The sequence below is a fragment of the Ruminiclostridium cellobioparum DSM 1351 = ATCC 15832 genome, assembly GCF_000621505.1.
GTDB lineage: Bacteria > Bacillota > Clostridia > Acetivibrionales > DSM-1351 > Ruminiclostridium > Ruminiclostridium cellobioparum.
Genome location: NZ_JHYD01000039.1, coordinates 1 through 13,548, shown reverse-complemented (window position 1 = coordinate 13,548; position 13,548 = coordinate 1). Strand labels below are relative to the sequence as shown.

At 36.2% G+C, this 13,548-nt stretch carries 18 protein-coding genes; 1 reads left to right on the top strand and 17 read right to left on the bottom strand.

The genetic code is table 11. The features are described 5' to 3' along the window. Positions 1 to 210: 210 nt before the first annotated feature. The 17 genes from T344_RS0114910 to T344_RS0114815 all read right to left on the bottom strand — a co-directional run bounded on the left by T344_RS0114910 (position 211) and on the right by T344_RS0114815 (position 11,806). Positions 211 to 759: a hypothetical protein gene (locus T344_RS0114910; protein ID WP_027629380.1), complete on the bottom strand. Its 549-nt coding sequence runs from the start codon at positions 757 to 759 to the stop codon at positions 211 to 213. 95 nt (positions 760 to 854) lie between these two features. Next, positions 855 to 1,322, bottom strand: a complete 468-nt coding sequence (locus T344_RS0114905; protein WP_162178039.1) for an S-layer homology domain-containing protein — start codon at positions 1,320 to 1,322, stop codon at positions 855 to 857. Between the two features lie 333 nt (positions 1,323 to 1,655). Then, complete coding sequence (locus T344_RS0114895; RefSeq protein ID WP_034861688.1) at positions 1,656 to 2,078, bottom strand: hypothetical protein; 423 nt, start codon at positions 2,076 to 2,078, stop codon at positions 1,656 to 1,658. Between the two features lie 53 nt (positions 2,079 to 2,131). Further along, a complete protein-coding gene (locus tag T344_RS0114890) occupies positions 2,132 to 2,497 on the bottom strand; it encodes a hypothetical protein (RefSeq protein ID WP_027629377.1) in 366 nt (121 codons plus the stop codon). Positions 2,498 to 2,559: 62 nt separating this feature from the next. After that, complete coding sequence (locus T344_RS29850; protein WP_051571911.1) at positions 2,560 to 3,816, bottom strand: hypothetical protein; 1,257 nt, start codon at positions 3,814 to 3,816, stop codon at positions 2,560 to 2,562. Between the two features lie 205 nt (positions 3,817 to 4,021). After that, positions 4,022 to 4,480 (bottom strand): hypothetical protein, encoded by a 459-nt coding sequence (locus T344_RS0114875; RefSeq protein ID WP_027629376.1) that lies wholly within the window; start codon positions 4,478 to 4,480, stop codon positions 4,022 to 4,024. Between the two features lie 24 nt (positions 4,481 to 4,504). After that, positions 4,505 to 4,831, bottom strand: coding sequence for a DUF6054 family protein (locus tag T344_RS0114870; protein WP_027629375.1), 327 nt, complete (start codon positions 4,829 to 4,831; stop codon positions 4,505 to 4,507). A gap of 35 nt (positions 4,832 to 4,866) precedes the next feature. Continuing rightward, positions 4,867 to 5,319: a GNAT family N-acetyltransferase gene (locus T344_RS0114865; RefSeq protein ID WP_027629374.1), complete on the bottom strand. Its 453-nt coding sequence runs from the start codon at positions 5,317 to 5,319 to the stop codon at positions 4,867 to 4,869. Positions 5,320 to 5,356: 37 nt separating this feature from the next. Then, entirely contained in the window at positions 5,357 to 6,097 is a 741-nt protein-coding gene (locus tag T344_RS0114860) for a GNAT family N-acetyltransferase (RefSeq protein WP_162178038.1), read from the bottom strand. Positions 6,098 to 6,237: 140 nt separating this feature from the next. After that, positions 6,238 to 6,747 (bottom strand): GNAT family N-acetyltransferase, encoded by a 510-nt coding sequence (locus tag T344_RS0114855; RefSeq protein WP_027629372.1) that lies wholly within the window; start codon positions 6,745 to 6,747, stop codon positions 6,238 to 6,240. 44 nt (positions 6,748 to 6,791) lie between these two features. Continuing rightward, positions 6,792 to 7,211 (bottom strand): GNAT family N-acetyltransferase, encoded by a 420-nt coding sequence (locus T344_RS0114850; RefSeq protein WP_027629371.1) that lies wholly within the window; start codon positions 7,209 to 7,211, stop codon positions 6,792 to 6,794. Positions 7,212 to 7,489: 278 nt separating this feature from the next. Continuing rightward, the gene (locus tag T344_RS0114845; protein WP_027629370.1) at positions 7,490 to 7,963 is read right to left on the bottom strand and encodes a GyrI-like domain-containing protein; all 474 of its coding nucleotides are present in this window, start codon (positions 7,961 to 7,963) and stop codon (positions 7,490 to 7,492) included. Between the two features lie 168 nt (positions 7,964 to 8,131). Next, complete coding sequence (locus T344_RS30765) at positions 8,132 to 8,317, bottom strand: DUF3788 family protein (RefSeq protein WP_027629369.1); 186 nt, start codon at positions 8,315 to 8,317, stop codon at positions 8,132 to 8,134. 618 nt (positions 8,318 to 8,935) lie between these two features. Continuing rightward, the gene (locus tag T344_RS0114830) at positions 8,936 to 9,571 is read right to left on the bottom strand and encodes a hypothetical protein (protein WP_027629368.1); all 636 of its coding nucleotides are present in this window, start codon (positions 9,569 to 9,571) and stop codon (positions 8,936 to 8,938) included. Between the two features lie 26 nt (positions 9,572 to 9,597). After that, the gene (locus T344_RS0114825; protein ID WP_027629367.1) at positions 9,598 to 10,323 is read right to left on the bottom strand and encodes a HEAT repeat domain-containing protein; all 726 of its coding nucleotides are present in this window, start codon (positions 10,321 to 10,323) and stop codon (positions 9,598 to 9,600) included. 116 nt (positions 10,324 to 10,439) lie between these two features. Beyond that, on the bottom strand, positions 10,440 to 11,048 hold the full coding sequence (locus tag T344_RS0114820) for a hypothetical protein (protein ID WP_027629366.1): 609 nt from the start codon (positions 11,046 to 11,048) through the stop codon (positions 10,440 to 10,442). A 170-nt stretch (positions 11,049 to 11,218) separates the two neighbouring features. Beyond that, positions 11,219 to 11,806, bottom strand: a complete 588-nt coding sequence (locus T344_RS0114815; RefSeq protein WP_207641840.1) for a DJ-1/PfpI family protein — start codon at positions 11,804 to 11,806, stop codon at positions 11,219 to 11,221. 337 nt (positions 11,807 to 12,143) lie between these two features. Between T344_RS0114815 and istA the strand changes: the two genes are divergently transcribed. After that, positions 12,144 to 13,548: IS21 family transposase (istA, locus tag T344_RS0114810; protein ID WP_027629364.1), on the top strand; the 1,405-nt coding region annotated here is incomplete at its 3' end.

Below are 13,548 nucleotides of genomic sequence, written 5' to 3'. Positions count from 1 at the left end.
CTCTTTAATTTATTCAACACCATCAGTAGAAAAATAGTTGGAAGCTCCATACCCTTTTGTACCATTTTTATCTTCTGCATATGACCACCAATAACCGTCAGCATCTATGGTATCAGTATAATCACCATTAATACATTTTGCCGCTTCTAAATAGTGATAAACAAAGCAGGAATTGTTATGAAGAAGAAATTAGTAATTAGTTTTTTAGCATTAGCGGTGGTTGTAAATAGACCCGGTGCCGCCCAAGAAATAATTTGGCGTCGATCCAAATTTGAAGTAGTAGCGGTTACTTGTACTTAAGTTGTAAAATTTCACAACAGTCCCTGCGGGCAAAGGCTTACCGACCCAAGTTGTCGCAAGCGCATTGGTGCCAGACACATAGCACTCAATGTACATATCCTGATTGTCGCTTGTCATGTTTGTATTGTCGATGAATATTTCGCCACTGCTATTTGGATTAAAAATATAGTTCGTGTATGTCCAAAGAATGCCGCCTTGCCCATTCGGCCCCATTTGGACGGAATAAGCACCTTTTGCAGTTAAATCCCAAAAAGTCGTTGGTATGTTGTTACCCCGCAAACGCGGATTGATATTATACAACGTATCCGCATTCTGTGTGTCAACTGCCGGAACTGCGCTGACTTGAACTGCATCAGCAGATGGTATTGGTGAACCTGCCGCAGCCACAGGAACGCAATTTAATAGCATTGCTCCCATCACTATTACTAATACAAAGGACATCATTTTTTTCTTTAACATTTTAAAAACCCTCCTATATTATAAAATTATATGTGTATATTATACTACAATTTATGGTAAATTCGTCAATACATACCAATTAAAAAATATTTTACTTATTGTACTTTAAATTGTTCTTCCAAAGACATTTTGTTACTGAACAAAATCATCTGATAAGCAGAATCATCATTAACTGTAATATCTGGGATAAACACCCCACTTGGATTCTTTTCGCACTCATAAGGAATGATAATAACCTTATCTGTGATATTAACATTTGATTGGTCAATGTTTTTATTTGAGACTGGACTTTGTGTACTCTTTTGCATATCAGCAACCTGCTTGTCCTTTGTATTCATAAATCTAATAATCACCGCACAAGCCTCAGCCCTGTTTAGGATTCCGTTATACCTGAAAGATTTATCCTCATATCCAGATAGCAATCCTAAACCATAGGCTTTAAGAACATAAGTTTTGTATTCGTCAGGAATTGCACTATAATCTTTAATTTCAGTTTTATATTGTTCCACTGAATTTGATATTATTACAAAGTATAACCCCTGATTTCGTTCTATACGATTCACTGTATGAATCGAAAGAGTACATAAAAGATGAAATAGCAAGTCTTTTAAAGGACTGTGATGCAAGCAGTCTGAGGCTCATCACGAAACTGATAAAATCTGTTTTGGAAGAACAGGAAACCAACAAAAAATAAGCCAATCAATAAGAAAGGCTTATTTTTATTACAATTTTTATAATGTTCATAGACGCTCTCCGCATCTTTTCACAAACATCATTATTAGAGTAGTTATCGCTATCGACAATATATACATCACAATAATGAATGCCATTGCCAGCGCAGAAACTGCTTCCACCTTGTGTTTGCTTCTGTATATATGTCTATCTGTTCCCGGCTTTTAGCCATTTCTTTTTACCACCATGAAAGGGTTATATACAACAAGTGTACTCAATACCATTAATAGAATTGCTATCGGTATGGAAAATAAGCCAAGTAGTCCTAACTGAATACCACTTCCTTGACCGGGTTGTTGATATATTGAAAAAAGTGATAGGAAAATCATGGTAATATTGTAGTTCCTGGCTTTTACAAAATAAATACTGTTTTCTGCCAGATCTTCCGGACCCATTTTTGATAATTTAGTTTCCAGACCGCTGTTGTAATCAATGTAATCGCCAACCCAGTTATCCCAGTCTTTATTGGTTATGTCCTTCAGACTTTTCCTATCAGGGGAGCAGGCAAAACTGTCATGTCTCCCAGCATCAATATATGCCCCAATGATTTTCCCATCATATTTTAGGGTAATTCCTCTTGCATTCATTCTGGGCTTCATAAAATCAGGAAGCGGCTCTCTAAGCCTGTATATTTCAACCTCTACATTTTTCCCAAGATAACTGCTCCTGGGTCATATTTCTTCCCATCAATGTCTAAATACCCAACTGCAAATGCTGGGTCATCAAACGCAAAAGTAATTTCCTTTTTGCTGTCTTTGATTTGAGTAAGTTTAAATTCTCTATACATGCCATTTGAGTTAAAAGAAACATCAATTTCTACTGTGTCATTATATATTCCTTCAAATCCAGGCACCGCAGAATCCTTTATTGCATTAGGTTTCTCCTGCTTTGATATTTGCTGTGTATTTGTACTTTCCGTACCCACTGTACTTTTTGTAGAACCACAACTTGTAAAAATGATTACCATTCCAAGGCATATACCAACAAATAAATTCTTTTTCAGCATAACTCACTCCTGCTCCCACATTCTCATAGACAAGTCTATATCTTTTAACCGATTATGTTTGGCTAACTTATCCATGTGATGTCAGCCTTATCAACCATCCAATTCCCATTTTTATATTTTAAAGTGCATTTGACTCCTATAGCACCGTCTCCAGAACGGTATTTCGAGCCTTCCACAACTATCTCTTCATCTGATACAATTGTCACATCCTTAACACTTAATAGTACTCCTTCCAGGTATAACTGTTTTTCATTGAATAGGCCCACTTTCTTTAACTCTTCAAGGGAAGCATCCATGACTTTAACCTTGTACTTTTCAAAATTCTTCAGAACTACATTTCTTTTATCGGCCTGTAAATACTTTAGTGTGTTACCCGCAATAGCAATAAACTTCATATCCCCGTTAAGTCCTTCATCCAATGGCATAAATGAATCAAGTGCTATGCTGTATACATCAACGAGGCTCCCCTTAATATTGATATTCTCCTGCTTTTTATCTTTTAAATAATTCTCATACCACTCCCTACCGCTGCTCCAGTTCTTTTGCTCTGGCTTCTCTCCAAGGATTTCAGAGCAGGCTATAGCCATAACATACTCTTTCAATCCGTTTTCATTGGACTTCTTAAACTTACTCAGCATGTACTCCAGAGCCTTATCCCCTTGGTTTACGATATATTCGTAGTCCTCGTTTTCTTTTGTATGGTCATATGGATTGGAAGAAGCCATGTGTTTTGGATTGGAAATAATGGCATTTAATTTATCGTCAATCAATTTTGAAATTTGCTCAGATGTTTTTTGAGATTTCTGGCTGTTATAATCTTTTTTCCATCTATCTGACCATTCCTGAAAACTCAATCCTGTTACTTCTTCCAGCGTTTTTCCATCAATAGAATACACCCCTCCATAATGAACCTCATCGTAATCTGGGAGGGAATACCCGCCAATAACCGTATTTTCAACTACCATCACCCAAACTTTCGTCTGATGCTTGTTATTATCACGGGCGTTATCCAGAGGGTGCCCTTTGACTGTAAATCCATAGGTATCAACTGTTTTACCGATGTAACTCTTTACATCCAGCATCTGTAATCCCCATATATTAGAATAACTCCCACTGCTTAACTTTTCTTTACTTAAAACATATGAATCTGCCTTATCATTTGTTTTTACAATATCAAATCCTTTTGTTTTTAGAAAATCCTCAGCATTTATAGGACTTACAGCACCTATGTTATTATTGGGATTCTTATGAGTACTGCATCCATATAAAGTACTGACGCAAATCAAAAGTAGTATTAATGAACTAACTGTTTTATTCACTTAACCACATCCCTAATTTTTTAACTTTTATTCTATTCTACTTAATACTGATATTTGACACATATCTCAAGATACTTACTCTATATTAGACATAAAAAAAGAAAAATAAGTTCCATTCGCTATTTTCTTATCAACATTCAAAAAGACTCATACAGCCTGTCATGAACCTTTTGTAGCACCCAAGGTACTGTGTTTGAGTATATAATTAACAATCTTTTTGTTTTCTGAGATAGGCTGTTAAAAAATAGCCTAATAAAAATAATAACGGCTGAATTATAACCATAGATTTAATCAGCCCTTCATTTCCAAAACACATCCCCTGAATCGGAGCAGACCAGGAGAAAAATAGCATCGCCCCAATACCTAAAGGCGTTCCAATAAATAACGTGCCACATGTTAATCCGATTATAGGAAACGCTGAGTAAATCATTGCAGATATAAATATTTCTTTATACCACTTATAACCCGCTAATACTGACAGTCCAAACCAAAGAATGATATATGCAAACGATGCAATAATGCCCTCGCTTTTTAATACCCCAGTTGCTCCAGCAGGTGAAATTATAAGTCCAAATACCACACAATATATTATCATTATGAGAGTAAACACTGCCAGCCAGAATAGTACCCTTGCATATTCCTTATACCTATCTTCTTTGCCCATAAATTCACCTTTTTCAATTATGCTTTATACAATATATTCCTCAAGAATTTCTTTTACGCTATCTGCAAAATCATCTCCTGCACCCCAGTCAAAATTGAAAATCACTCCCTGGGAACTCGCAGTTGCTATTACACGAACTTCGGTTTCACCTTTCGTATTATCGAAGATTACTATCAAACCTGCTCGATTGCTTACCCTAAAAAAGTACTTTTCAAATACAAGAATGGCAATATATTTTTGGTCTCCCACATTATTTATTTCTTCGTGAATTAAATCAGCATCTTCACTTTCTTTGACAAGTTGAAATGCTTTCACTGGGTTAATGTTTACTTTGAAACTTGTTTTACTCATAAATCATCATTCCTTTCACAAATATAATATTTAAATTATTTTGGACTCTTTTTAAATAACATCTCAACATGTGGAATATTATCTTCTAAATATTGTTCAGAAACCTCGTGGAATCCAAGACTCTTATAGAATTTAAGCAGGTATGCCTGTGCAGAAATTCTTATTTCCCTTTCATGTAAGTTTTCATCAATATATTTTAAGGCTGCGAGCATCATTTCCTTCGCTAAGCCTTTTCCACGATAATTTTTATTAACAACCACCCTACCAATAGAAATTTCATTGTATGAAACACCCTTTTCCAAAATCCTTAAATACGCAGTAATTTCATCCTTATCTTGCAAAAACAAGTGAAGCGCTTTTTTATCTTTATCATCACAATCTTGGTAAGCACACTGCTGTTCAACAACAAATATTTCGTTTCTCAATTTTAGGATTTCATACAGTTCCTCTGTGGTCATTTCATTAAACTTTTTCAAATTCCAATTCAATCCTTTTGCCTCCCTAATTTCTTTTGTTTGATGCAGTTTATTTTTCCAATCTTCTGTACCAATACCGATATTCCTCTTTGAAACCTATTTTATCATATAGTTTCTCGGCAGGAGTATTACCCACAGCAACCTGCAAATATGCAGTTCTTATTTTCCGTTGTAATGCTGGCCCGAGAATTCCATTCATAATATCCTTGCCATAGCCATTTCCTCTGAAATCTTTATCGACTACAATATCAAAAATACCAATATAATCTCTTTCAACTGCACCGTACCCACATCCGACAACCTTTCCTTCAACTTGTTTTGTCACACATATGACTGCTCCCAGGATATTATCCAGAATTCTCTTTGCAGTTAACTGAGTTTTTTCACCTACAATATTTGAGCAATAGAAGAATCCTTCCAACCATTCATTGCTAAATTGTGATTCGATAGTAACACCTTGAGATTCATTACGAACGTATTGACCTAAATCCAATATTCTCAGTGCAGCAACATTATCTCTTACATATCCTCTCTCTTCCAGTCTGGTATCAATTCCTTCCGGAGTACTCTCAGCCGTTAATTTGAATAAAGTAGGTAGATTATGTGACGCATATTCTTTTTCACAAAAATCTATTTTTTTATCTAATAGGATTGTGGATTCATAAATTGGAATCACAGCATTTGCTCTTCTGGTATATCCATCTGCAAACCTGAGTACCCACCCATCGTAGTGTTTTGTCTGTAATGCTGGCCACGCATTCATGGCCAGTTCCTCCATCTTTCTAATCACTTTTAACGCCCCCATAATAACTCTACCATTTGTACAGTTTCATCATTTTGCTAAATAATCTGTTTTTGTTATAGAATAACAGACATCATCGTAAATTGTTCCATTTCAATGAATGATTGCAATATTTTTAGCGATACAAACTATACTCTCAAATTATACCTCGCCATCAGGTATTCATCCGCATACTTGCCATTCCGAATAGCGGCATACTTCTTAGTTCCTTCTATCTCGAATCCTAAAGACTTATAAAGTTTCACTGCCCCCTCATTTTCAACAAACGCAGTTAATTCAAGTCTCACCAACATCAACCAATTATCAGCCAGGTCAATTAACTTTTTCAGAAGTGCTGTGCCAATCCCTTTTCCCTGATAGTCAGCATGCACCATGATACCTACACTTGCGGAATGCCTTAATCTTGGATTTCTATTAGTATGAAGCCCTGCAAGTCCTACCGCTTTCTTAACTCCATTTTCATCAACTTCGGCAACAAGAAGATGTTCATATTCACTTAACCCTTTGATAAAATCCTCAGACCGTGTAACTCTCTCACTGAATATCCCCAGCGTATTTTCTCTGACCCCATCCATTCTCCTCATCTCATTGATGGATGGAGCATCCTCTAATTTTACAGGTCTTATGATAAAATCCATTCCAATCCCCCATTTCTACTTATAGTCTTTCAGCTTACTTCTAATTATGACCATCGAATAAACATCCCAGGCCCATGCTTTTCATCTGGCCGTGCAATAAACCCATACTTCTCATAAAAAGCGGTAACTCCCTTTGCTGCCATTAATCCAACAATGGAATTGGGAGTACAATTCTTTTTTAGATGTCGTATAATGTCATCCATGATTAATCTGCCAACACCCTGTTTCTGAAATGCTGGTAAAACAATAATATCTTGTATGTAATATGCTAATGCACCATCACCAATGACACGTCCCATCCCAATTATGTTTCCTCCAAACTCAATACATACAGCATATAATGAATTACTTAACCCCTTTTGGATTGATTCTCTTTCAGCAATACCCCATCCTACGGAATTTCGCAGTTTTATGTACTCTTCCACGGTAGGAATCCGTTCTATTATAGTGAATCCGCCGGTCATATAATCACCCCTCCAGCAAAATATAAAAAACCCCGCAGAACCACTCGTAAGAGTGACTCCGAAGGGTTTATCTCCGTTCGTGTAGGACTTACATTGTCCCTATGCTGCTTGCAGTTTACTGCGCAAGCATACTCACTTTTCAGGTATTATTGCATATATTTTCCACATTGTCAATATGGATTTGCAAACCATTGGGTTATCCCTTTTACCACCTCATCCGAAGTGGGAAACTGATGGTCATAAATTTCAATACTCCGATGCTTCTTTACTCAATATAATTACTCATCATTCAACTTCCGTATCGGGAAAAAAATATATCCTTGCCCATCTTCAGGACAGTTATAATCGTGAGCAGCACCCACAAGTTTGATATTATTTTCTTTCAGATACTCTATAACCTCTTTGAATGTATTTTCGTTCCCATTCTTTACATATACATATTCATATGATGGAATCGTCCACTTTACCCATCCTTGTGGTGCTTGAGCATTATCCATAACTTCAATACCTGCGAGGTAAAGCCCTTTGGTGAAATTATCTTCCCAGGGATTGAATGAGCGGGATAAATCTGACATTGTACCCCATATTCCAAGAAGATTTCCCTTCTCATCTTTCTTTGCCATTGAGGCCACCTCTGCAAAATTAGAATTAGCATCAGCCCATAATTTTTGAATAAAATCTTCCCCATCTTTAGTAGAACCTTCTTTGCCTATAACTGAAAACGAATTTTTTACACATTTTTTTATTTCCATTTTTTTACCTCCTGTTATATAAAAAACTTTATGTTCACAATATTTTACTTTGGATTACCAACAAAATATGTACTAAGAATGTCTGTTAAATCGTCTGTATCAACGGAATATATTGCGCTTTTTCGAACTTTTGGTGAACTGTTTATAGCGATAGATTTTCCACAGTATTCAAATATATCTAACACCCCATCCATAGTTATTTCCGAACGGGAAACGGATTTCAGATTCAATATCATAGGAACTATTGAAAAACTCGTCGACTATTCTCCAGTGTTTTGTTCCTTCATCTCCAATTATACTAAATATCTCATCCATTGTCGGTTTAATATTCTTTTCCAACATGCGCTCATACACTGTGTATCACTCCTCATGTATAATTGATATATATTCTTTATACTTGGAGTTCTCATATATATAAGGAGCATCGCAGCCGACAGATTAACAACACTGGACTCTGCAAGTGGTAATGGTGTCTTTTCATCATATACAAGTTTGATGCTGGTCAATCGGGACCGTATTTCTTTATCCTTTACAATATACGGGAGCATCCAGTCCTCCAATACGGCAAAGCAATTATCCTCCTCATCCAATCCTTGTATAAGTTGCCGAAACTCATCTTCTGACTTACTGCTTATATAGACCCATTCCTCATCACTTCTCCCTCTTATAAGAACAGAATCACCGACCGAATCAAATGTATGAATAGGATAACTTTGGATAAAATTGATGAAATTGATATTTCTTACTTTATCTTTTTGTAAAGATTCTACCAAATTTTCACTTAGATACTGCCATACTTTCTGCTGAAGTTGCGGCTGTATATCAGGATAGGTAACGCTCTCTGGCATCTCTTTCATTAATCTTACTTCTCCTATTTCACTTTCGGGCAGCTGCCCCAGTTCCGTTATTCTGGCATAAAACAACCTGCCAAAAGTTGTCCATCTTTTTTTCACAAATATAATGCAAATGAATTTAACTGTTATGTTGCTCCAATTCTATTTTTTTGATTAACTTATTTCCCCTTTTAATCTGAGCATCTGTTAGCGATTCTTTCCTCTTTAAAAGAACATCCAGAAATTCTTTTGAGTTGTTTTTATTCACGCACACAAAAGCCCTTTCCGAATGCTGGGCGACTTCTCTTGGCCTGCACGTCGCCAGATGCTTTAGAATATATTTAAAAACTATCTTCTCATACCCCTCATTGGCTTTACATATCCCTGCAAATACACTAATAGCATTATCTACTGTTATGACGCTTCCGTTTTCGTAGGCTTTTATATCAGTATCCAGGTCATTATATATCTCTTCAGGCTTTAGATAAACAATTTTTAATAATGCTGTCATGCCTCCCCATACAAGTCGGTTATTTTTTGATTTTAATAATTGAATAAATTCAAAAACATATTCTGCAATTAATTCAGGATTTCTTTCACCTATTTCATATAAAACTTTGATACAGTCATTAGCCACCTGTGTTTTTTTATCCCTCAACCCCTGTACTATTTCCTTTATACCCTCCGTATCTTTGGTTTTGCATAACAAAATTGCCAGTTCAATATTTGGCTCTTCATCATTTCTTCCTAAATTCGATGCTATTCTTTCTATCATGACTTATATCTCCTTAAACCCTCAGTTTACCAAAAAGCAAATCTACTTTTAATGATACCCAGAGACCTTTTTGCTTCTTTTCTTATAATTTCCTTACTGTCACTCTCCATAATGTTATTCAAGATATCTATTACCATTTTATTGTTAAAACCTTCAAAAGCCCTGACTATTTTCCATCTAACAATGTCATCTTCTATGTATTTATCGAAACATACCATTAAATCATTTAAAACACTTTCATTATGAGTATTACTATAAAAACATATAAAACCTATTGAATCTATAACTTCTCTAATCGCATTAATATTGTCAGTTTTTAATATTTTCGTTAACTCAGGCAATACATCAACGCCCATATGTGCTAATGTTCTTGCTATAATATCTCTTGGAAGCGGGTAACTTTTCTTATTAAATTCCTTGTCAGGCAATTCCTTATATTGATTGTTACCTATAAAGCCCAAATAATTAACCATAGTTTTAGCCGAATCAACAGAAGCCTTTAATAATGTATTACACAACTCAATTTTTGTATAAAGTTTTTTCTCTTGCAACAGCATACTGCAAAATAAATTTATCATATCATTATCCAATTCATATTTATTGGATAATAAATTTACTGCAATTGTCCTTTTATATGCTTCCTTTGATTTTAATAATTCCAATAGTTCAGTCTTACTAAAATCAGTATAATCGTATGTATCTTCCGCATATATATATCCACGGTTTCTTAATTGTATGTCAGAACTTCTCATATGCTCCCCCTAACAGTATTTATTACTTCATCAATATATCAGTTGGATAGAACCCCTGCGGAACATGCATAAAACGGCTTATAATTGAAATATTTCAAAGTTTATTTTCCCTTTTGCTACAGCATGGATTCAATTTGCTTTTTGCTCTTTTTATCAAGTATTTCTCCTGAAAGCGCACTAAAAATATAATTTTCTATTTCATCGGTAGTCTGATATTTTCGGATTACTGCAAGAATTTCCAATATGTCAAGTAATATAAGTTTTCTCATTGTTTCTTTAATATTCGAGATATTAATACCCATGATTGCGTTAGCAATTTTCTTGTTCAAATGTTTTTTATACGGGACTATATTACGTAGTGCTTGAATACACTGGCGTATAGTTATCGGCTTCTCATCATTCAATAAGGCAAGGTATTCATCAAGAGTGTCGTCCATTCTGTTATCCTTATCCCATTTTGCGTTATCAGCGATAAGCATAAGACCTATACTTCTCTGATACGAATTCTCACTCTTTAATTTTTTTCTGAATATGTCCCAAAACGGATATACATAATCAGAGGATGAAGAACGACGTTGGAGTAAGAGTAATGACTGATATCTTATTTTGTCATCCTTTTCCGACAGCCATTCTACAAGTTGCGGTATATCATTATTGTCAATGGCTTTTGACGCTTCTTGCAGGTCATCCTTATCAATTGACATTAGTTTCTCAATAGTAATCATATCCGCCACTCCTTTAGTATATGCTTAACAAAATATAGTCTATTTGCCACCAGTAAAATCATTAATAATTATAGCGTGCTAAATGTGACAACAGCATGACATATTTAGTGATTAATTATGAAGTCAGTTCAATTTGAATTTTGAAAAAAATTATATGTACCTTATGCATATTAACAAAATGGGTCATTATCTTTATCTCTATTCCAGATATATTCAATACCCTTTGCTATTTTTTCTGCAATTTCTACTCCCATCATGTCGCTCACAAAACCTAATGTCATATCAATACCTGCCGAAACACCAGAAGAAGTGTAGTATTTACCATCATGAACCCATCGGGCTTCCCTTATCCAATTTACTTCATTATCCTGTTCAACAACCCAATCAAAAGCCATCTTATTTGAAGTGGCTTTCATGTTTTTCAATAGCCCCGTTTTTGCCAATAAAGCAGAGCCAGTACAAACTGTCAAAACAAATTTCGCATTCATAGATAGTTCTCTTAGATGCTGAAGGAATTCTTGGTTATTTACTTCGTTTCTGGTTCCAAAACCACCCGGTATTAACAAAATATCAGGCTCTATTATATCAGATATTGGTAATGTCTCAACCCTAACATTTTGGTTGCTTCTGATAATGCCGCCCTTCTCCGCGTAATACTCAATTTTATAATACTTATCAAGTTTTCCTATTACTTCGATTGGGCCAAAAACATCCAATGTTTCAAAATCATTAAAAAGTACAACGTTAAAATTTATCATGACATCCCTCCAAGGAAAATTTCTATTGATATGCTATCCATTCTTTAAATTCGCTCAGAAAAAATCTCTATTTCTTCCATAATCTTATCCTTTTTTGCAATAGAAAACAGTACAACCTCTATTTCTGTTTGCTCTGGATATATTCAAGTCATAGCATGGGTTTCGCATATTCTGAGTAATTTGGTCCATTTTGAGCCGCCTGTCCGGTCAAAGTGAGCCACCCTTTCGGTTCTGAGTGAGCCACTGTTTCTGACAAGTGAGCCATTAGCAATAATCCTTTATAATGTATCAGTGCATCAGTTTTCTGATGTAAATACATGTAAAGGAGGTCATAAGCATGACCGATTATCGTGAAATCCTAAGGCTAAAAAGCTTAGGGTTTAGTGAACGGAACATAGCACTTACCTGCCCATGTTCCAGAAATACCGTATCAAAAGTTTTGAAGAGAGCCGAAGAGTTAAGTATTTCATGGCCACTGTCTAATGAGCTAACCAATGCGGCTTTAGAGGGTAAGCTATACCCAAAGGATGGTAAAAGCTTACACAGTAAGAAAATGCCCGACCTTACCTCTATTCGTAAGGAACTGCTCAAAAACGGAGTCAGCAAGAAGCTTTTATGGACAGAATACATGGAGGAATGTCGCCTTACAGGTGCGGATCCACTCATGTATACCCAGTTCTGCCATTACATCCAGCAGGATGAGCAGAAACGCCGCGCAACCATGCATATCGCGCGTAAGCCAGGTGAACAGGTTGAAGTAGATTGGGCCGGTGACCCTGCCCATATTACTGATCCTGATACTGGAGAAATTGTTGAAGCATATCTTTTTGTGGGAGTTATGAGTTACAGTCAGTATGCCTATGTAGAAGCATTTATCAATGAAAAACAGCAGGCGTGGATAACTGCCCATGTTCATATGTATGAATATTTCGGCGGAGTTGCTAAAATCCTTGTACCTGATAACTGCAAGACAGCAGTAGTACATGCAGGAGGCTGGTACAATCAGCAGGTAAATGCTGTTTATCATGAAATGGCGGAACACTATGGTACTGCTATTATTCCAGCCAGGGTCAGAAAACCAAAAGATAAGCCAAATGCAGAGAATTCTGTCGGGAATATATCCACATGGATAACCGCCGCATTACGAAATGAACAGTTCTTTTCACTGGCTGAACTAAATCACGCCATCAAGGAGAAACTTAAAGCCTTCAATGCCCGTCTTTTCCAAAAGAAAGAGGGCAGCCGGTTAAGTCTCTTCCGCGACGAAGAACTGCCATTACTGGCACCATTACCTGCTACCCCTTATGAACTGGCGGAATGGAAACAAGCCACCGTTCAGTTCAATTATCACATATCCCTTCACGGAATGCTATACTCAATCCCTTATGAGTACATAAAACGCAAGGTAGATGTGAGGATTACAGATAAAACGCTAGAAGTTTTCTATAACCATAACCGAATAGCTTCTCATCGCCGTTTGTACGGGCGACAGGGACAGTACAGCACCATCGTGGAACACATGCCGGAAGACCACCAAAAGTACTTAGAGTGGAACGGTGATCGCTTCCGCAAATGGGCTGAGCGGATTGGCATTAACATATATCAAGTGGTTGATGCAATACTTACTTCCAAACGTGTGGAGCAACAGGCTTACAAAAGCTGCATGGGACTTCTAAAGCTGGCTGATAAATATTCAGTCGAGCGTCTTGAAACCGCCTGTCAGAAGGCACTTTCCTATACAG